General features: G+C 37.1%; 21 protein-coding genes. 16 read left to right on the forward strand and 5 right to left on the reverse strand.

Features of this window, described 5'->3' with window-relative positions; translation table 11 throughout:
- Positions 1-16 precede the first annotated feature (16 nt).
- From ACE1MS_RS04095 to ACE1MS_RS04110, 4 genes are all read left to right on the forward strand, one after another.
- Entirely contained in the window at positions 17-415 is a 399-nt protein-coding gene (locus tag ACE1MS_RS04095) for a YlaH-like family protein (RefSeq protein WP_031418888.1), read from the forward strand.
- A 232-nt stretch (positions 416-647) separates the two neighbouring features.
- Positions 648-1,640: an ABC transporter substrate-binding protein gene (locus ACE1MS_RS04100; protein WP_036160924.1), complete on the forward strand. Its 993-nt coding sequence runs from the start codon at positions 648-650 to the stop codon at positions 1,638-1,640.
- Positions 1,640-2,407, forward strand: a complete 768-nt coding sequence (locus tag ACE1MS_RS04105) for an ABC transporter ATP-binding protein (RefSeq protein ID WP_036214891.1) — start codon at positions 1,640-1,642, stop codon at positions 2,405-2,407. The genes ACE1MS_RS04100 and ACE1MS_RS04105 overlap by 1 nt, the downstream gene beginning before the upstream one ends.
- The gene (locus ACE1MS_RS04110) at positions 2,400-3,194 is read left to right on the forward strand and encodes an ABC transporter permease (RefSeq protein WP_012293116.1); all 795 of its coding nucleotides are present in this window, start codon (positions 2,400-2,402) and stop codon (positions 3,192-3,194) included. The genes ACE1MS_RS04105 and ACE1MS_RS04110 overlap by 8 nt, the downstream gene beginning before the upstream one ends.
- Positions 3,195-3,245: 51 nt before the next feature.
- On the opposite strand, the gene ACE1MS_RS04115 is transcribed toward ACE1MS_RS04110, so the two are convergent.
- Positions 3,246-3,449 carry a YlaI family protein gene (locus ACE1MS_RS04115; RefSeq protein WP_012293117.1) on the reverse strand — a complete coding sequence of 68 codons (204 nt, stop codon included), beginning with the start codon at positions 3,447-3,449 and terminating at the stop codon, positions 3,246-3,248.
- 11 nt (positions 3,450-3,460) lie between these two features.
- Complete coding sequence (locus ACE1MS_RS04120) at positions 3,461-3,961, reverse strand: hypothetical protein (protein ID WP_012293118.1); 501 nt, start codon at positions 3,959-3,961, stop codon at positions 3,461-3,463.
- A 182-nt stretch (positions 3,962-4,143) separates the two neighbouring features.
- Here ACE1MS_RS04120 and ACE1MS_RS04125 point away from each other — a divergent pair, with 182 nt between their 5' ends.
- From ACE1MS_RS04125 to ACE1MS_RS04140, 4 genes are all read left to right on the forward strand, one after another.
- The gene (locus tag ACE1MS_RS04125) at positions 4,144-4,425 is read left to right on the forward strand and encodes a YlaN family protein (RefSeq protein ID WP_012293119.1); all 282 of its coding nucleotides are present in this window, start codon (positions 4,144-4,146) and stop codon (positions 4,423-4,425) included.
- Between the two features lie 62 nt (positions 4,426-4,487).
- The gene (locus ACE1MS_RS04130; protein ID WP_012293120.1) at positions 4,488-5,669 is read left to right on the forward strand and encodes an FtsW/RodA/SpoVE family cell cycle protein; all 1,182 of its coding nucleotides are present in this window, start codon (positions 4,488-4,490) and stop codon (positions 5,667-5,669) included.
- Positions 5,670-5,681: 12 nt separating this feature from the next.
- Entirely contained in the window at positions 5,682-9,116 is a 3,435-nt protein-coding gene (pyc, locus tag ACE1MS_RS04135) for a pyruvate carboxylase (RefSeq protein WP_012293121.1), read from the forward strand.
- 604 nt (positions 9,117-9,720) lie between these two features.
- Positions 9,721-9,909, forward strand: coding sequence for a hypothetical protein (locus ACE1MS_RS04140; RefSeq protein WP_012293122.1), 189 nt, complete (start codon positions 9,721-9,723; stop codon positions 9,907-9,909).
- Positions 9,910-9,959: 50 nt separating this feature from the next.
- Here ACE1MS_RS04140 and ACE1MS_RS04145 read toward each other — a convergent pair whose 3' ends face one another.
- Positions 9,960-10,883 (reverse strand): COX15/CtaA family protein, encoded by a 924-nt coding sequence (locus ACE1MS_RS04145; protein WP_012293123.1) that lies wholly within the window; start codon positions 10,881-10,883, stop codon positions 9,960-9,962.
- A 336-nt stretch (positions 10,884-11,219) separates the two neighbouring features.
- Here ACE1MS_RS04145 and cyoE point away from each other — a divergent pair, with 336 nt between their 5' ends.
- From cyoE to ACE1MS_RS04180, 7 genes are all read left to right on the forward strand, one after another.
- On the forward strand, positions 11,220-12,137 hold the full coding sequence (gene cyoE / locus ACE1MS_RS04150) for a heme o synthase (RefSeq protein WP_012293124.1): 918 nt from the start codon (positions 11,220-11,222) through the stop codon (positions 12,135-12,137).
- A gap of 100 nt (positions 12,138-12,237) precedes the next feature.
- Positions 12,238-13,326, forward strand: a complete 1,089-nt coding sequence (gene coxB / locus ACE1MS_RS04155) for a cytochrome c oxidase subunit II (RefSeq protein WP_031418894.1) — start codon at positions 12,238-12,240, stop codon at positions 13,324-13,326.
- Positions 13,327-13,366: 40 nt separating this feature from the next.
- Positions 13,367-15,250, forward strand: coding sequence for a cytochrome c oxidase subunit I (gene ctaD, locus ACE1MS_RS04160; protein WP_012293125.1), 1,884 nt, complete (start codon positions 13,367-13,369; stop codon positions 15,248-15,250).
- Positions 15,250-15,876 (forward strand): cytochrome c oxidase subunit 3, encoded by a 627-nt coding sequence (locus ACE1MS_RS04165; protein ID WP_008173951.1) that lies wholly within the window; start codon positions 15,250-15,252, stop codon positions 15,874-15,876. Before ctaD ends, ACE1MS_RS04165 begins: the two co-directional genes overlap by 1 nt.
- A complete protein-coding gene (locus ACE1MS_RS04170) occupies positions 15,876-16,220 on the forward strand; it encodes a cytochrome C oxidase subunit IV family protein (RefSeq protein WP_012293127.1) in 345 nt (114 codons plus the stop codon). The genes ACE1MS_RS04165 and ACE1MS_RS04170 overlap by 1 nt, the downstream gene beginning before the upstream one ends.
- Before the next feature lie 182 nt (positions 16,221-16,402).
- Entirely contained in the window at positions 16,403-17,326 is a 924-nt protein-coding gene (gene ctaG, locus ACE1MS_RS04175; protein WP_447402718.1) for a cytochrome c oxidase assembly factor CtaG, read from the forward strand.
- A gap of 40 nt (positions 17,327-17,366) precedes the next feature.
- Positions 17,367-17,828 carry a DUF420 domain-containing protein gene (locus ACE1MS_RS04180; protein ID WP_012293129.1) on the forward strand — a complete coding sequence of 154 codons (462 nt, stop codon included), beginning with the start codon at positions 17,367-17,369 and terminating at the stop codon, positions 17,826-17,828.
- A gap of 15 nt (positions 17,829-17,843) precedes the next feature.
- Here ACE1MS_RS04180 and ytvI read toward each other — a convergent pair whose 3' ends face one another.
- Positions 17,844-18,905, reverse strand: coding sequence for a sporulation integral membrane protein YtvI (ytvI, locus tag ACE1MS_RS04185; protein WP_080717426.1), 1,062 nt, complete (start codon positions 18,903-18,905; stop codon positions 17,844-17,846).
- A 149-nt stretch (positions 18,906-19,054) separates the two neighbouring features.
- Positions 19,055-19,456, reverse strand: coding sequence for a YugN family protein (locus tag ACE1MS_RS04190; RefSeq protein WP_012293131.1), 402 nt, complete (start codon positions 19,454-19,456; stop codon positions 19,055-19,057).
- Positions 19,457-19,602: 146 nt separating this feature from the next.
- Here ACE1MS_RS04190 and ACE1MS_RS04195 point away from each other — a divergent pair, with 146 nt between their 5' ends.
- Positions 19,603-20,742: a CAP domain-containing protein gene (locus ACE1MS_RS04195; RefSeq protein WP_036167347.1), complete on the forward strand. Its 1,140-nt coding sequence runs from the start codon at positions 19,603-19,605 to the stop codon at positions 20,740-20,742.
- The last annotated feature ends 26 nt before the right edge of the window (positions 20,743-20,768 follow it).

A 20,768-nucleotide genomic window follows, 5' to 3' on the forward strand; every position in this document is an offset into this window, starting at 1 on the left:
GAAAGGAAGAGGAGTCTTGGATATTAAGTCCGCTTTATTGGGTGAACTAAATGTTATTCAAGTTGCTGCACAGACAAGTTCCGAGGAAACAACAAGAGTTTTTGGAAGAATGGCGGGTATAACTAGATTTTTATACGAAAATTTACCAAGCTATGAAATTGCAGGCTATGTTGTATTTCTTCTTGTATTTGCACTTTCTGCCATTGTCTATAAGCTTGGCTTTGCCAAGAAATTAAAACTATCTCAAAACATTATTATTTATGCGTTCCTCTTTTTGGGTTGTATCATGCTAACATTCTTCGCTCTATTCTTGCCAATGATTGAGGGCTTGATTGTAGCCGCCTTAATTTTAATTGTTTATAAAACAAGATTATGGCGTGAAAAAAGAGAAGAGCAACAAGCTGCCAATCAATAAAAGGCAGTACGTATTATATATTTAGAGCTTTAATCGTTTATCAAACAGCCTTAGCACAGTAATTGCTAAGGCTGTTTTTTTATATAACTAAAAACTTCTTCAAAAAAATCCTATTGCATACCTAATGCTACACAATTACAAAATCAATATAAAATGGTTGGCACCGAATTCTTCAGATGTGAATAAGTTAATGTCGATAGGCTTATTTTCATCACATCAAGGAGGAAAGGGAATGCGTTGGCTTACAAAAGGTTTTCTAATAGGTGTCATTGCTTTGTTACTCCTTTCTTTGACAGCATGTAATAAAGCAGAGCTAGAAAAAGTCAAAGTTGGAGAAGTAACTCGTTCGATTTTTTATGCACCTCAATATGTAGCGCTTGAAAAAGGATTCTTCAAGGATGAGGGTCTTTCTGTAGAGCTACAAACGATAGCTGGTGGCGATAAAACTATGACGGCATTGCTGTCAGATGGTATTGATATTGCTTTAGTCGGGTCAGAAACTTCCATTTACGTCACATTACAAGGGGCGAATGATCCCATTCAGAATTTTGCTCAGTTAACCCAAACTGACGGTACTTTTTTAGTTGCAAGGGAAAAAATAAATAAATTTTCATGGGATCAATTGAAGGATTCTACATTTTTAGGGCAGCGTAAAGGCGGAATGCCGCAAATGGCAGGGGAATTCGTGTTGAAGAAGCATGGCATTGACCCTGTTAATGATTTAACCCTTATACAAAATATTGATTTTGCGAATATTGCTACAGCTTTTGCCTCGGGTACTGGTGATTATGTGCAGCTATTTGAACCAACAGCTAGCGTATTTGAAAAAGAGGGGAAAGGCTATATTGTAGCATCTTTTGGCACTGAGTCTGGTAATTTGCCTTATACGTCCTTTATGGCGAAAAGCAGTTATTTAAAGGATGATAAGAAGACAGTTCAAGCCTTTACAAATGCCTTGCAGCGAGCACAGGATTTTGTACAGCAAGAGAGTGCCGCTGAAGTGGCAAAAATTATTCAACCTTATTTTGAAAATGTAGATGTTGCGATTATTGAAACAGTAATCGAGCGTTATAAAGCACAAGGCTCTTATGCAACAGACCCAATCCTCGATGAGGGGGAGTGGGATAACTTGCAAACAATAATGGAGGAAGCAGGTGAACTTCCTCAACGTGTGGAGTATGAAAAACTTGTGAACACAACTTTTGCTAAAAAGGCTGCTGAGTAATGGAATTTTTACAGCTAGAGAATATTCACCATAGTTATTTTTCAAGCACCCAGGCAAAGGAAGTATTACGTGATATTAGCTTGGCCATTCGTGAAGGAGAGTTTGTGTCGTTTATCGGGCCTAGTGGCTGTGGCAAAACGACGTTATTATCAATAATCGCTGGTTTGTTTCCAGCAACAGAAGGCAAGGTCTATATAGATGGTGAGGAACTATCGGCATATAATCAATCAAGCATTGGCTATATGCTTCAGCAGGACTATTTATTTCCGTGGAAAACGATTGAAGAAAACGTTACTATTGGTTTAAAAATTATGGAGCGAAGCAATAATACGCATAAAGTAACGGCCAATGCTCTTTTGCAAGAAGTAGGATTACCAAATGTGGGAAACAACTATCCACGAGAATTATCAGGGGGTATGAGACAACGTGTGGCACTTGCTCGCACCTTAGCAGTAAATCCTAAAATTTTATTGTTAGATGAACCATTTTCAGCTCTTGATTATCAATCGAAATTAAAGCTTGAGGATTTAGTTGTAGAAACATTAAAGACCTATAGAAAGACAGCAGTTCTTGTGACACATGATATTGGAGAGGCAATAGCTATGAGTGAGCGTGTCTTTTTATTTTCTGCCAATCCAGGGACATTGCATAAAGTGTTTGAAATACCTGAAGAACTTCGTGAATTGTCACCGTTTGAGGTAAGACAGCATCCGACCTATGCAGATGTATTCCAAATCATTTGGAAGGAGCTGGAGAGCCTTGGATAACACATTATTTAAACAATATCAGCAAATGCTGAAAAAAGAAAAACGCTTTGTACGGCTATATCAGCTTATTATTCTGCTTCTTTTCTTTGGAGGTTGGGAGCTGCTTTCTAGATTAGAATGGATTGACCGTTTAATTTTTAGTTCACCGACACAAGTTTGGCATACATTTATCGAAAAAGTAATTGATGGAACTTTAACATTGCATGTTGGTGTGACATTAATGGAAACGGTTATTGGCTTTATTGCTGGGACTTTACTGGGGACGCTCATAGCTATCCTATTGTGGTGGTCACCATTTCTATCGAAGGTACTCGACCCTTATTTAGTTATTTTAAATGCGATGCCAAAAGTGGCGCTAGGACCTATTCTTATTGTTGCACTAGGCCCGGGTTATTTTTCCATCATTGCGATGGGGGCTTTAATTTCCATTATTATTACGACCATCGTAGTATATACGGCCTTTAAAGGTGTTGATCCGAATTACAGTAAAGTCCTACAAACATTCGGTGCAACTAGGTGGCAAATCTTTCGAGAAGTCATCTTACCAGCATCCTTTCCGACCATAATTTCAACCTTGAAGGTGAATGTGGGACTATCGTGGGTTGGGGTTATTGTTGGTGAGTTTTTAGTTGCCTCTAAAGGTCTTGGCTATTTAATTATCTACGGCTTCCAAGTGTTTAATTTTAACCTTGTGCTCATGTCCTTGCTTATCATTGCATTTTTTGCAACGATTATGTATCAGGTGGTTGAGTTGATAGAAAAGTCGGTTATTAAAAATAATGGCTAATATAGTAAAGAGGTGTCTCCTATGGGAGGCACCTCTTTTTGGTTTTATACATTAAAATTCTTTATCCATTTGTGGTGAAGTTCTATAAAAACGGAAATTACCTGTTTCTAAACGTGCAACCGTATTTTCTTTAATACGATCATGGCAATTGTCACACATATAAGTATGGATTGGACGATTACGTAATTTTTTAGCTAAAGGTAAATTATCGTCTATATTTTGAATCGTATCGCAAATTACGCATTTTACGCGCATTGCATTCCCCCCTATTCAGCGCGAATGGCTAATACGTTTTTAATAGGATTGTCAAGATTTGAACCATCTCTCATTAATACATGGATAGGACCATCCTCTAAGAGTGGTTTGCCATCTTGGCTATATTTTAAAATAAGTTTATAGGCTTCTTCAATAGAAAAAGGATATTCCTGACCATTTTCACATTCAAAGATAATCTTTGTTGCTTCAGGTTTAATTTCAGCATTTTTCAAGAAATGACCTAATTCAATACCAAATGTGCCTGTTTCCATTCCTTTACGGTCAAATTTACGCTCTGATTTTAATGTAGGTGGAAATGTAGCTCCTTCCATAATCTCACGAGACCAGTGAGCACCAACTTCACGCATATATTTGATGTCTGAATCTTCCTCAACATCTTGTGTCGTGAAATATGTTTTTAAATCTAATTTACGGTCATCGAAAATCCAAACAGTGGGATCTAATGTTAATTGATATGATACTGCGCCCTTGATAGGAATTATTGTTTCCATGATAGAAATCCTCCTCAAATCTTGTATATCCATGACATAGTATAACGCTAATGCCTAAAAATAATAAAGAAATAAAATTGGAATTCGGTATTTTCCAATGAAGACACTTGCATTTTTAACGACTAAAAGATAAACTTTATTAAGATAGAATCGAAGAAATATCAGATAATGGGGGCGTCCTCATGGATACGAAATCACAAACTTCTTTTCAAGAAAAGGCTTTGGAGCTTTTAATTGCTGATGCAGATAAGATTGCTCGCCTTATTCGAGTACAAATGGATCATTTAACAATGCCACAATGCCCTTTATATGAGGAAGTATTAGATACACAAATGTTCGGCCTGTCTCGTGAAATTGATTTTGCTGTGAAGCTAGGTCTGATTGAACGTGAAAAAGGCAAGGAAATTCTCGATTCACTCGAGAAAGAACTTTCTGTACTACACGATGCGTATACAGACAAATAAAAAGAAAAAACTCAAACGCTTTTTTGCGCTTTGAGTTTTTTTACTAGAACGAGGTTTTTCAGATGAAACAATACTTAAAACGATATGCACAAAATTTTGATTACCCCTTATTTTTTACTGTCCTATTATTGAGCTTATTTGGATTAATTATGATTTATAGTTCAAGTATGATGGTAGCTATTGTACGTGAAGGAGAAGCGCCTGATTACTTTTACCAAAAGCAAATCACCAATTTAATAGTTGCCTCTTTAGGTTTTATTGTGGCAGCATTTTTCCCTTATAAGCATTATGCGAATAAGAATATTATGATGATACTTACTATCATATTAGCTGTTCTATTTACTTGGCTAAAGGTAGCAGGGCATGGTGCAGAAGATGTAGGGTCACAAAGTTGGATACGTGTGCCTGGTTTAGGAAACTTTCAGCCATCTGAATATGCAAAACTATTTATAATTTTATATTTTGCAGCTGCTTTTTATCGCAAATCACAAAAATATACATTTGAAAAACTTCAACCGACGGAAATCTTTTATCCCATTTTTCTATGGATTCTAGTAGTGGCTGGTGTTGCATTTGAAACAGATTTAGGGGCAGTTATTATTTTATGTGGTATTGCCGTATCCGTCGTAGCTTCCAGTGGTATTCCCTTTAAAACCTTTTGGAAATTTTTTGGTGTATTGGCGGCATTCGGTGCTGCAATCCTTGGCATACTTTTGTTATTCAAGGGTGAACTATTAACTGATAACCGAAAAGGGCGAATTTTATCTTATTTAAACCCGTTCGAATATGAAAATGGTAGTGGTCACCAAGTGGCCAATAGCTATTATGCAATTGGTGGAGGCGGCTTAGAAGGAAGAGGACTTGGTCAATCCATTCAAAAATTAGGGTACCTACCTGAACCACAAACAGATTTTATTATGGCTATAATTATGGAAGAATTAGGGATATGGGGAGTTTTAATCGTCCTGACTGGTTTAGGGTTTATCGTGTATAAAGGTTTTTCTATTGCTTTGCGAACAAAGGATCCAATGGCACGCATGATTGCGGCAGGTATTGCGAGCTGGATAGGCTGGCAATCGTTTATAAATCTTGGGGGTGTAACTGGGTTAATCCCGTTAACCGGTGTAACGTTACCTTTTATAAGCTATGGCGGTACATCTATAATCATTCTATCTTTAGCAATGGGAATATTAATCAATGTTTCTATGTTTGAAAAGGTAGAGAGGAAAAAAACACAATCATAAAGGGGGATATCTATGGAATCAATCAACAAAATCCTTGTAGCCAATCGAGGAGAAATTGCAATTCGTATTTTCCGTGCTTGTACGGAGCTGAATATCCAAACTGTTGCTATCTATTCAAGAGAAGATAGTGGTGCTTTTCATCGCTTTAAAGCTGATGAAGCTTATTTAGTGGGAGCGGGCAAGAAACCAATTGATGCCTATTTAGATATTGAAGGTATTATTGCCATCGCAAAAGATGCAGATGTTGATGCGATTCATCCTGGGTATGGTTTTTTATCAGAAAACGTGGAATTTGCACGTCGCTGTGAAGAAGAGGGTATTATCTTTATTGGACCAACTTCTGAACATTTAGATATGTTTGGGGATAAGGTTAAAGCACGTTTGCAAGCCATTGCGGCTGACATTCCTGTTATTCCTGGTACAGATGGCCCTGTAGCCAATTTAGCAGAGGTAGAGGCATTTGCTAGCACTTTTGGCTATCCAATTATGATTAAGGCAGCGCTTGGCGGTGGTGGTCGTGGCATGCGTCTTGTGCATGCAGCCGAGGAGCTTGCTTCTGCCTATGAACGCGCAAAATCAGAAGCAAAAGCTGCTTTTGGCTCTGATGAGGTGTATGTTGAAAAGGCCATTATAAAACCAAAGCATATTGAAGTACAAATTATTGGTGATCAGCAAGGCAATATTGTGCATTTATATGAACGTGATTGTTCAATCCAACGTCGTCACCAAAAGGTAGTTGAGATTGCTCCTTCTAACTCGATTTCCGAAGAGCTAAGAAATCGTATTTGTGCTGCTGCTGTGAAAATAATGAAGAATGTCTCGTACATAAATGCAGGGACAGTGGAATTTTTAGTCGCAGGGGACGATTTTTATTTCATCGAGGTAAACCCTCGCATTCAAGTAGAACATACGATTACAGAAATGATTACAGGTGTAGATATTGTTCATACCCAAATTAAGGTAGCAGCAGGTTATAGCCTGTTCAGCGAAGAAATTCATATGCCAAAGCAAGAAGATATGCCAATGATCGGCTATGCAATTCAGGCTCGTGTAACAACAGAGGACCCTGCTAACGACTTTATGCCGGATACAGGAAAGTTAATGGTTTACCGCTCTAGTGGTGGTTTTGGAGTGCGTTTAGATGCCGGTAATGGTTTCCAAGGTGCTGTTGTCACACCATACTATGATTCCTTACTCGTAAAAATCTCTACATCTGGCATGAATTTTAAAGAAGCTGCTGCGAAAATGGACCGAAATTTAAAAGAATTCCGTATTCGTGGCGTCAAAACGAATATTCCGTTTTTAAATAATGTTGTGACACATGAGAAATTTTTATCCGGTGCCTTTGATACAAGCTTTATTGACACTACACCAGAGCTGTTCCATTTCCCAGTACGTCAAGACCGGGGGACAAAGCTGTTAAGCTATATCGGTAATGTAACGTTAAACGGATTCCCTGGTGTGGAAAAGCAATCAAAGCCCATTTTTGTTCAACCGAACATTCCTAAAATAGATCGTTTAATTGTGCCACCAACCGGTACGAAACAAATTTTAGATACACAGGGAGCAGATGGCTTAGTGCAATGGATTTTAGCACAAGATGATGTGCTATTAACGGATACTACTTTCCGTGATGCTCATCAATCTCTTCTCGCTACTCGTGTACGCTCGCATGATATGTATCAAATTGCAGATGCAACAGCTCGTATGATGCATCAATTATTCTCTTTGGAAATGTGGGGCGGTGCTACGTTTGATGTGGCGTATCGCTTCTTAAAGGAGGACCCATGGGAGCGTTTAGCAAAACTACGTGAGCAAGTTCCAAACGTATTATTCCAAATGTTGTTGCGTGGTGCCAATGCTGTTGGTTACACGAACTATCCTGACAATTTAATCCGTGAATTTATCGCAGAATCAGCTGCATCGGGTATTGATGTGTTCCGTATTTTCGATAGCTTGAACTGGATTAAGGGAATGGAAGTAGCTATAGATGCAGCACGACAATCAGGGAAAATTGCGGAAGCGGCAATCTGCTATACTGGCGATATTCTGGATGATACTCGTGCGAAATATTCTGTGCAATATTATAAGGACATGGCCAAGGAACTTGAGGCATCTGGTGCTCATATTTTAGCTATTAAAGATATGGCTGGTTTACTGAAGCCAGAAGCAGCATATCGTTTAATTTCCGAATTAAAAGAGACGACAAGTCTGCCAATCCACTTGCATACCCATGACACTAGTGGTAATGGTATTTACTTATATGCAAAAGCCATTGAGGCAGGTGTAGATATCATTGATACAGCATTAGGGTCAATGGCGGGTCTCACATCTCAGCCAAGTGCAAACTCACTTTACTATGCCATGAAGGGCAGTAAACGTGAGCTCCGTGCAGACATCGATGCATTGGAAAGATTGTCTTATTATTGGGAAGATGTACGTAAATATTATAAGGATTTCGAAAGTGGCATGATTAGCCCACACTCTGAAATCTATGTACATGAGATGCCTGGAGGACAATATAGTAATCTACAACAACAGGCAAAAGCAGTAGGCCTTGGCGATCGCTGGGAAGAAGTTAAACGTATGTATTCCCGTGTGAACCTATTATTTGGGGACATTGTCAAAGTAACACCTTCCTCGAAGGTAGTAGGTGATATGGCACTCTTTATGGTACAAAATGACTTAGATGAAAATACTGTATTAACAAGGGGTCAAACGATTGATTTCCCAGACTCTGTTATTGAATTATTCCAAGGCTATCTAGGACAGCCACACGGCGGATTCCCTAAAGCATTGCAACAAGTAGTGCTAAAAGACCGTAAAGCTATTACAGTTCGACCTGGTGAATTATTAGAGCCTATTCAATTTGAACAATTGGAGGCAGTGCTAGAAGAAAAATTGAATCGTCCGGTTTCGAAAAAGGACGTATTGGCATATGCCCTTTATCCAAAAGTTTTTGAAGAGTATGCGAAAACGGCAGAATCTTTCGGTAATATTTCAGTTCTTGATACGCCTACATTCCTTTACGGCTTAAAGCTTGGTGAAATCATTGAAGTTGAAATCGAAAAAGGAAAAACGCTGATTATTAAACTGGTCTCTATCGGCGAACCGCAACATAATGGAACGCGTGTCCTGTACTTTGAGCTAAATGGTCAATCCCGTGAATTGGTCATTCAAGATATGACCGTGGAAGTAGATGGCAATCTGTCATTAAAGGCAGATCCAAGTAATCCAAATCAAATTGGTGCTACAATGCCTGGTACTGTATTGAAGGTCGTTGTGTCCAAAGGAAGTCCTGTAAAACGTGGTGATCATCTATTGATTACAGAGGCAATGAAAATGGAAACAACTGTCCAAGCACCAAAAGATGGTATCGTTAAAGAGGTTTATGCAAGTGCAGGAGATGCTATTTCAACAGGTGATTTGCTGATTGAAGTTGAATAACTGATAGTAATACAAGGTATGTAGATGCTTTTTTAATATCTGCATACCTTTTTTAATTGTAGAAATGAGAACAATTATATAGAATTTGATTAATTGATTAAGAGATGTTTGAGTAATCAATGAGATTTTATGGAAATTAATAAAAATACCTTTATTCAGGAAGCAAGGAAACAGCAAATTATTTGATGTAACTATAAGGACGTTCAGTGATATTGGCTATGTGAAGTCGAGTTTAGCCCAAATTGCAAATGTACTTTCATTAGCACAGCTTTAATTTCATATCATTTCGCAAAAACACATGTTGGGATGATTCATTAGCTCATTTTATGGAGGGCATATCAAGAGATACACCCAGAAGGTAATACTGCGCTACTAGTAATGCTAATAACATTCCTTTTGATAAGTTGCCAGGTGATGGAGAAGATCTTTATTATAAGCCTTGAGCAATATATTAACTAAAGGAACAAGGTGAATATATTACATCTGTCCATGTTATGGTAAAACTTAATCAAGGATTGATTGGGGAGTACATGTTAAGAAGGATACCTCATCGAAGAGGTCATCAACATTAGCTGGACAGCTATGAAAGTAGAGGATACTAACCATGCCTAAAGCTTTATTTAATTGGATGTTTGTCATTGGTTTAATACTATTAGGTGGTCGTCTTGTAACAGTGATTTGTAGATATTTTGACATTCCATTTACATCATTCTTTAAAGACTACGCCCTAGTATCTATGATTATTTTAATAGTAGGGATTATAGGAACTGAATCTATGAAGAAACAACGATAAGAATAAAAAAAGATTCGTTACAAATACTGTAACGAATCTTTTTTATTAAACTATTTCATTTTTTCATTGTAGTTACTACGAGCAACGAGCATGATCATGTAACATAATAGACCGAACAAGAGAGAAATTAATAATGAATGCATTAAAGCGACTGTTAAGTTCAGTTTAGTTAGGACTACTAACATACCAGCAATCACTTGTAAAAATACTATAGTAAAAGCAATGATCCAACCATAGTAAACCACACGTTGATTTTTATATTCTTTCACAGCGTGCCAAGTTATGTATGCAATCCAAATGAAAATAATAAGAACAGCTAAACGATGTCCCATTTGCACCCATTCGTACATGTTATTTGGAGATGCTAATGGTGTTTCGTTATAGCAAAATGGCCAGTCTGGGCAAATTAAGCTCGAATCTGTATGTCGAACTAACGCACCGGTATAAACGACCAAATAAGAATAAATTGTGACAGCAATTGTATGCCAACGTAACTTTTTACCAATAAATACGTTATCGGCATCAAATTTCCGATCGACTTCAAATACAATCATAGAGAGAAGCAGAACCGCGGCAAAGGAAATAAGAGAAATACCAAAATGAAGTGCTAAGATGAAATCACCTTGCCCCCATAGTACTTGAGCAGCTCCAATAAGAGCCTGCGCAATTAAGAAAAACATTGCTAAAAAACCTAAAAGTTTTACTTCACGAATATGTCCGAGCTTACGCCATGTCCAAACTGTTAACACAAGAATTGAAATAGATACGACTCCAGTAACAAGACGATGTGAGAATTCAATAAGGACTTCCGGTGTAATCTCCTTTGGAATAAGAGATCCATTACAATCAGGCCAGTTTCGACCACAGCCTAAGCCACTATCTGTTTTCGTAACGAGAGCCCCACCTAATAAAATAAGGAGCATCCCTACCGTAGCGGCAACAGCAAACCACTTTAAATATCTATTGTGTTGCATAAAATGAGTCACCTACTTTATCTATCAACATTACAAGAACGTAATGTTTCTGCTACTAGATAATATCGAAAATACGTTTAAAAAACAACTTGTAAAGGGAAGGGAGTACTAGATGTCGATTCCATTTCACAAATTGTTCATAATTTCGTGCTTTAACCTTCACAATTCATTTTAGAAAATGATTTACTATAGATATGTTGTTTTTAATTATATTTCTAGACAAAACTAATTTTTACAACTTCATCTAAATTTCACTTAATGTCTAGAAATCAATCGCAAATTTCGCTATAGTTATTGTTAGCGGAATATGCTTACAAAAATGAAAGGAGAGGTAGTATGTCAAACGGTCGTACGCTGGCGGCTACTAGAAATACTGGTCCAGAAACAACATCAGTTGTAAAAGATTTCTTAGCACTAATAAAAATTGGCATTGTAAACTCGAATCTTGTCACAACGTTTACAGGGATGTGGCTGGCTTTTCAATTTACTAGTAGACACTTCTTGCAAGAACTGGATGTCATCTTATTCACCATGCTGGGTGCGGCATTAATCATTGGTGGCTCAGGTGCAATGAATAACTTTATTGATCAAGATATAGATCCGATCATGAAAAGAACGAAGGCAAGACCGACAGTGACTGGCAGATTCAAGCCAAATTTTGTATTGACCATTGCCCTCTCATTTTTAATTGTAGGTGAAATTTTGTTATTTGCGGCATCGTTTGCAGCCGGCATGTGGGGACTAGCAGGAATATTTGCTTATGTCGTTCTGTATTCAATGTGGTCAAAGAGAAAGCATGTTAGTAACACGGTTGTAGGAAGCATTTCAGGGGCTATTCCTCCTATTATTGGATTCGCAGCAGTTGAGCCTGCTTTAGGTCCAGGAGCGCTTGCCTTATTTCTAATTATGTTTGCATGGCAACCACCACATTTCTACGCGCTTGCTATGAAACGTACAGAGGAATATCGTGCAGCTAAAATACCAATGCTACCAGTTGTAAAGGGATTTAAACGTACAAAGTACTCAATGTTATTCTGGATTCTTTTATTATTACCGTTACCTTTCCTTTTACCGGAGCTTGGAATTGGCTTTTTAACTCTTGCTACTGCATTGAACTTGGGTTGGTTAATACTAGCTCTGAAAGGCTTTACAGCAAAAGATGATATGAAATGGGCAAACAGAATGTTTATTTATTCATTGAATCATATGACCATACTATTTGTATCCATCATAATATTTGCGGTGTTTAGCTAAATTTAGGAATTCTTTCTTTTTTAAAAGAATTCATATAGACAGAACTAATGTCCTATGTACACATGAAAATACAACAAAGAAAGAGGGGTTTAATTAAGCTATGATGAAAGGGCTTAAAAAATGGCGTCTTTTTTCACTTCTAGCAGTGATGATGGTTTTCCTTTCAGGTTGTGGTGAAGATTATCTTTCTACACTAAAACCATCTGGAGAAGTAGGTAAACAACAATTAAATTTATTACTGTTAACTACTGTAATTATGACGCTAGTAGTGGTAATAGTATCCGTTATTTATTTACTTGCATTCCTGAAATACCGTCGTTCACGCGTTGGTGAAAATGTTATCCCTAAGCAAGTAGAGGGTAGTCATACGTTAGAAGTGATTTGGACAGTTATACCAATTATTCTATTATTAATTATCGCTGTACCAGTTGTTACAACTACTTATAAATTTGCAGATGTTGCTGCAATGGATGAGGTAGATGAAGAGGGGAACAAAACTGCCCTAACAATCAATGTAACAGCAAAATTGTACTGGTGGGAGTTCGAATATCCTAACCAAGGTATTATAACGGCTCAAGAGCTAGTAGTACCAACAGGTGAAAAAGTTTACTTTAATTTAAAAGCTGCCGATGTTAAGCACTCATTCTGGATTCCTGCTGTAGGCGGTAAAATGGATACAAACGTAGAAAACTTAAACAAATTCTATTTAGTATTTGATAAAGAATCTAAAGACCTAAAAGATGGCGTATTTTATGGTAAATGTGCTGAATTATGTGGACCTTCACATGCTTTAATGGACTTTAAAGTAAAAGCTTTAAGCCCAGATGCATTTGACGCATGGGTTGATGCAATGAAAGCAACAGAAGGACAGACTGCTGACAAAGCATCATCAGATCTTGGCGAAGCAACTTTTGCTAACAGCTGCTTAGGCTGTCATGCTATCTCTGGTTCAGGAGCAGGCGGTACACCAGGTCCAAACTTAACTACGTTTGGTGACCGTAACCGTGTTGCTGGTTTCTTAGAACACAATGAAGAAAACTTAAAAGCTTGGATTAAAAACCCTGAGGAATTTAAACCAGGTAACTTGATGATGAATGCTGATGGTACTGCACCTATATACGGCAATTTATCTGACGAAGAAATTGAAGCTCTTGCAACTTATATCATGGGCTTATCAGTTGAAAAATAATTTCCGTTCTATGTAACAAATTTTGAGGGAGGTAAAAGTTGTGAGCTCATACACACAGAAAAAGGGCTTTGGAGCAACTGTCTGGGATTACATTACTACTGTTGACCATAAAAAGTTAGCAGTTATGTATTTATTAGCCGGTACATTGTTCTTCGCTATCGCTGGTTTTGAAGCGTTATTAATGCGTATTCAGTTAATGAAACCAAATAACGATTTCGTGTCAGCTGGTTTTTTCAATGAATTATTAACAATGCACGGAACAACGATGTTATTCCTAGCTGCTACTCCATTACTATTCGCATTTATGAACATGCTTGTACCATTACAAATTGGTGCACGTGACGTTGCATTCCCGTTCCTTAACTCATTAGGGTTCTGGTTATTCTTCCTAGGTGCAGTATTCCTTCACCTGTCATTCTTTATGGGTGGCGCTCCTGATGCGGGCTGGACTTCTTATGCATCACTATCTTTATATTCTCCAGGGCATGGTATTGACTTCTATGTACTTGGTTTACAGATTTCAGGTGCAGGTACGTTAATTTCGGGTCTTAACTTTATCGTTACGATTATCACGATGCGTGCTCCTGGTATGACATTCATGCGTATGCCATTATTCACATGGACAGCTCTTGTATCAAGTGCATTAATTTTATTCGCATTCCCTCCATTAACAATTGGTTTATTAATGATGTTATTTGACCGTATGTTCGGTGGTAACTTCTTTGACCATACAATGGGTGGTAACACAGTTATTTGGGAACACTTATTCTGGATCTTCGGACACCCAGAAGTATATATCTTAGTATTACCTGCGTTCGGATTATTCTCTGAGATTATCCCAGCGTTCTCTCGTAAACGTTTATTCGGATACTCTTCAATGGTATTCGCAACAATTTTAATCGGTTTCTTAGGGTTCATGGTTTGGGCCCACCATATGTTTACAGTTGGTCTTGGACCAACAGCAAACGCTATCTTCGCCGTTGCAACAATGGCAATTGCCGTTCCAACAGGTATGAAGGTATTCAACTGGATCCTAACGATTTGGGGTGGATCTATTAAAGTTACAACACCAATGCTTTATGCACTTGGTTTCATTCCGTCATTCGTTGCGGGTGGTGTTACAGGGGTAATGCAAGCATCTGCACCTCTTGACTACCAATTACATGATTCTTACTTTATCGTAGCTCACTTCCACTACGTAATCGTTGGTGGTATCGTTACTGCATTATTTGGTTCAGCACATTTCTACTGGCCAATTTTCTTCAACCGTATGTTAAACGAAACGCTTGGTAAAATTACTTTCTGGATATTCTTTATCGGATTCCATTTAACGTTCTTCGTTCAACACTTCCTTGGTTTAATGGGTATGCCACGTCGTGTATTCACTTACATGGAAGGTCAAGGTTGGGATCAATTCAACTATATCTCTACAATCGGTGCATTAATGATGGGTGTAGGGGTTATCTTAATGGTAATCAACTGCTTAATGTCTATCAAAGGCAAACCAGCAGGTCGCGATCCATGGGGCGATGGACGTACATTAGAATGGTCAATTCCACAACCAATTCCATTCTACAACTTCCGTCAAACACCTCTTGTTCGTGGTTTAGATCCATGGTGGATTGAAAAACAAGAAGGTAACAAAGAAGTTACATTTGCTGAGCCACTAGGCGATATTCATATGCCAAATAACTCAGCGATTCCATTCGTTATTTCATTAGGTATGTTTATTGCAGCATTCGGTGCACTTTATAATCCTGATGCAGATAAACCTTGGTCAATTTATGTTTTAATTGCAGGTCTTGCAATTACATTTGGCGCAATGATTGTCCGCTCTGTTAAAGATGATCACGGCTTCCATTTACACAAAGAAGAAATTCTTGAAATTGAAGAACAACTTTATGGCAAAGGGGGAAATAAATAATGGATTTCAATACTAAATTTACTCCTCATACTTGGCCAGATCATCCTGAACAAGCAACGCTGGAAGGTAAAAACAAAGTCGTTGGTTTCTGGATTTTCCTTGCCTGTGAAGTTGTACTTTTCGCAAGTTTATTCGCTACTTATTTAGCGCTTAAGAACAAAGGGCCAGCTGGCATGGAGTTCACAACTCAAGGTTTATTTGAATTACCATTAGCATTTGCTATGACGATGTTACTTTTAACATCTTCACTAACATCTGTTTATGCAATTTACCATATGCGTAACTTTAACTTTAAAGGAATGCAAACTTGGTTAGCAATTACTTTAGCTTTAGGTCTTGGTTTCTTAGCTCTTGAAATTTATGAGTTCCAACACTATGTACATCTTGGTTTTACATTTAACCAGTCTGCATTCGCAACTGCGTTCTATTCTTTAGTTGGTACACATGGTTTCCACGTAACTTTAGGACTTGTATGGATCGCAACTTTAATGATTCGTAATGCTAAGCGTGGTTTAAACTTATACAATGCACCTAAATTCTTCGTAGCTGCTTTATATTGGCACTTTATCGACGTTGTTTGGGTATTCATCTTTACAGTAGTTTACTTGATGGGAGTGATCGGATAATGTCTTCACACGATACACCTATAGTTGCTAAATCACAGGCACAATATGAGTATGATCGTCATCATAATGCCGTTCATATGCGTAAACAAGTACTCAACTTTGCGATTATGATTTTCTTTACTTTTATCGCTTTCGCAGTAGTTGCAGCTGATTTTTCTAAATACTTAATTATGCCATTCGTTTTATTATTAGCGGGTGTTCAAGTTGTACTTCAACTGTATTCTTTCATGCACTTAGAAGACAAAAAAACACACTTCGGTGGCGTTATTGGTTTCTTCATGTGGATGGGGATTTTAATTGCATTTACATTCTTCTTAGCATTCTTAACAATTATTTGGTGGTAATCACCAAAAAAAGCACGTTCGTTACTTTGTACGAACGTGCTTTTTTTATTTTAAATTTTAGTGATAGATGCAAAAAGAAGCAAACACTGGCAATCTTAACATTTGTTCACCTTTCGTTCATTGCAGTATAGCTGTAAGCGTTTTATAATAGGAGTACTGAAGTTTAAAGGAGTGCGTTCTATATGCCACTTAGTATATTTGGTTTCCAAGCATTATGGAGCCCATATTTAATAGGGGTTCTTGTTTTTATAACAATCATCTATTTTTTAGTCACAGTAAAGTGGCGTCAGGATTTTAAAGAAAGTGAACCTTTAAAAAAGGGACAAGCAATCTATTTCGTATTAGCCATGATTACCATTTATATTATTAAAGGATCTCCAGTTGATTTAATGGCTCATATTATGTTTACAATGCATATGGTTCAAATGGCTATTTTATTATTACTAGTACCGATTTTCTTAATTAAAGGAATACCTTGGTGGGTTTGGAAGGTTGCCATTAAAGCACCTGTTGTTAGAACTATATTTAAAGTATTAACACTACCAGTTGTTGCCGTGTTTGTGTTTATTGGTCTATTTTCCTTCTATCATTTACCAGATGTATTAGATTATATTAAATTAAATGAAACGCTACATGGTACCTATACATTTGTCTTATTCCTATCTGCTGTATTTATGTACTGGCCTTTAATTCAAAATATCCCAGGTAGAGCTCAAATGAAGCCCTTGCATAAATTAGGCTATATTATTGCAAATGCCGTTTTAATTACTCCTGCCTGCGGATTAATCATATTTGCGCCTAATGCCATGTATGAAACGTATACGAATGGTGAAGCTTGGTTAAAGGCAATGGAGCTCTGTGTTCCAGCTTCTACGTTATCGGGGCTATCATTATCAGGACCTGAGTTATTTACAGATATGAAACCTGTTGCTGACCAGCAGTTAGGTGGCGTACTAATGAAAATCATACAAGAGCTTATTTTTGGTGTATTACTTGGTGCCATCTTTACAAAATGGTATCGTGCTGAACAAAAGGATCCAGATAAAATTACAGCTGATGCATTAGCAGCCCATCAAAAAAAGTGGGAAAGTCAACAGCAACATTAATTATAAAATAGAAATTTACTTTGTATAAGGGGTTTTGATAATGGAATTGCAAATTTTGCCTACTATTAGTACATCGTTTATCGTCATTAGTGCCGTACTAGTAGCAATAGGATGGGGCTTAATTATAAAAAGAAATGTAGAAGGGCATAAAAAGGTAATGCTTGCTGCAGGTGTTGCTGCTCTTATCTTCTTTATTATTTATGCTTCACGTACGGTGTTTATTGGAAATACTGCCTTTGGTGGTGGAGAACATTTAAAACCATATTATACGTTCTTCTTGATATTCCATATTATTTTAGCAACATCTGGTGCCGTGTTTGGGATAGTTAGTATTATTTCAGGTCTTAAAACAAATCTAAAATTACACCGTCGTATCGGACCAATTACAAGTATTATTTGGTTCTTCGTCGCTATAACAGGTGTCCTTGTTTATTTATTATTGTATGTTTTATTTGAACCAGGCGAAACAACATCCGTTATTAAAGCTATTTTAGGCTTATAATAAAAATCTCCCACCTCATTTTTCTATAGGTGGGAGGTTTTTTGTCGTTGGCTGAAGTAATGAGAGTACCACTACAAAAAGTAATGGACCAATTAAAATACCTAAAAATCCAAAAATTTTGAATCCAATAAACATGGCAATAAAAGTTGAAAGAGAAGAAAGTCCAATTTTATCACCTATTATTTTAGGCTCAATCATACGACGAACTAAAAATTGACCTACTGTTAATACAATTAATACAACGGCATAAAGATAGTCGCCAGCAAAAACTTGATAGATTGCCCAAGGGACTAATAAAATAAAGGAGTCTAGAAAAGGAATAAAGTCCAAGACGACAAGCAGCAATGCTAACAATAGAGGGAATGGCGTTTTAAGAAAATAAAAGGCGGCGATAGCTAAAGCAAAAATGCCTAATCCTACTAGCAATTGTGCTTTCAAAAATCCAAATAAGGCTAGTTTTACTCGTTGCCCAATAAATACAATTTTCTGATGGTAATGGAAAGGGATGGGCATTAATATTTTTTGATTGATGGTTGGCAATTCCAAAAGTAACATATATAAGACGATCCAATAGACAAAAATATCAAATAATCGTGTAGGGATATACGTTAATAAGGCTGACCAGACATCGATGTTTGTTAAAGAGAGTGCAAAATTTTCAGTGGAAACTAAAGCTCTTGCAATCATATATTGAATTTGTGAAACTAGCTCTACAGGTAAATGGTAGGTATGGTTACTCAATTTAGATTGCATTTGAATCCATAGTGCAGAAAGTTGGTTCAGATAATCTGGAATATGAATTATAAAAGATGAAAATTGTTTCCAGCTTATATAAATAATAAGCGTACATAATAATAAAGATATACTTAGAAAAAATATAAAAAAGATCGAGACCACTATTTTACGCTTTTTTCGAAAACGTTTGCTCATCCGAACTATAATAGGTTCTAAAAGTAAGGCGGTTAAGTAGGCAAGTAAGATCGGCAATGATATTGAAATGAACCAGAGAAGAAAGACCCCAATTGCGATAACGATTATGGGATGACGAAAAAAAGGACGATTAAAAAAGGACAACATTTTTCTCACCTACATCTTCTTATAGATATAGGTAGTATGAGAAGAAATCAAATTTTTACTCAAAATAAAAAAGACTGGGCTACCAGTCTTTTCGTAACAATGAAGCTATTTAATGCGATACTTGCTATCACTTTTTCAGTTAATAAAGATTAGCGTGCGTTAACAGGTTCAAAGTTATTTTTATTTGTAGGCTCGATTGAGAATTGATCTAACTCTAATTTAACCTTTTTTAAGATTTCTTCACATTTTTTCACTAGGTGTGCTGGGTAAACTTCATCATCCCCATATTCAACACCATGTGGATAATAGTACTTACCAAGTGCTGGCTTCATTAAAGTAAGGATGGCATCGTGAGCACCAACATCACCAGAAATGGCATATGCGAAAACGCGTAGGTAATAGCGACCTTCACGAGTATCGAAACGTTTATCGAATGTCATACGTTCATAATCCCAACCGCCATCACATTCTAAACCATGTTTTTTCATAATGCTGACAAGTAGCTCTTGATCAGCTGTTAAATTTTCAAGGTTAGTATTTTCAAAATACATGTATAATCCTCCTTTAGGTTCTCGTACAAAGTATACGCTCATTTTTATAATAGAGCATATTCGACATTGTTGCAATGACAACATTGTGTCAACCCAATTACAATTGATATAATAACTTACAATAATGGTGATGAAAGGAGTCCTATATGAAAGCTTTATTCCGCATATTAATGATTTGTGGTGCGATAGCATTAATCGGCTTTATGTTTTTTAATACCCCTAAGGAAAATGAACCACTAGAAGGCCCGAATACCAATTCTAATATAATCCCTCAAACAGAACTAAAACAGCCTGATATAGGAGCAATGACACGTCCACAAACGGGTATTTCAACATTAATAGGGAAAGGCACACAAACCGTTTTGGAACAATATGGGGTACCAGGAAGAAAGGAACCCTCCTCGTTTGGGTATGAATGGTGGGTCTATAATAAAGATATTTCTACCTTTTTTATGATTGGCGTTGAAAATAACGTTGTCACGCAAGTTTACATAGCAGGGCAAGATATCAATGCTTTCCCTTTTAAAGTAGGACAAAAACGCGATGAAATTTATCGCATGACGATTATTGATTATGAGGTAGCCGCCAATGTTGGTGATAATATTTACATATTCTCGATGAATGAAGAAGATATGCAAACAAGATTACTGGTCAAATTTGATGGACTCTATGCTCAGCTTTATATTGACCGAGAAACAAGTGAGTTACAGGGGATCCGATATACCGATAGTGAAACACTTGTCCTTCACCAGCCATATGAAATGAGTTATCAAGGAGAGCTTGTTAGACGTACACCGCCTTCTTCATTTTTACAGCAAGAAATTGATAGGGCGAATGCCAAACAGCTCGATGATTTACTAAATGTAACGAGAAAACATCATGGGTTGCTGCCTGTAGAAATGAATGAATCATTGGAAAATACAGCGAGAATGCATAGCGAAGATATGAAGGTACAAAATTTTTTATCACATGAATCCCCCACTTATGGAGATCTTAAAAAGAGGTTACAAGCACAGAACATTGACTATAGCGATGCTAATGAAAATCTAGCAACTGCCTATTTTGATGCGATTGAGGCAATGCATGGCTGGACAAATTCACCAGAACATCGAAAAGTTCTTCTAAATGATAAATATTCACAAGTTGGTTCAGGCGTTTTCGTTGATTATTATACACAAATTTATCTAGAACCTGCTTCACAGAAGGTGGATAATGAGGAGTCAAATAATGAAGACACTGAAAGTGAGGAACCTGTAGAGGAAGAGAATAAGGACCAATCACCATAAAATAATAAATTTACATGAAGACAAGC

The sequence above is a fragment of the Lysinibacillus sp. fkY74-1 genome, from assembly GCF_053165895.1.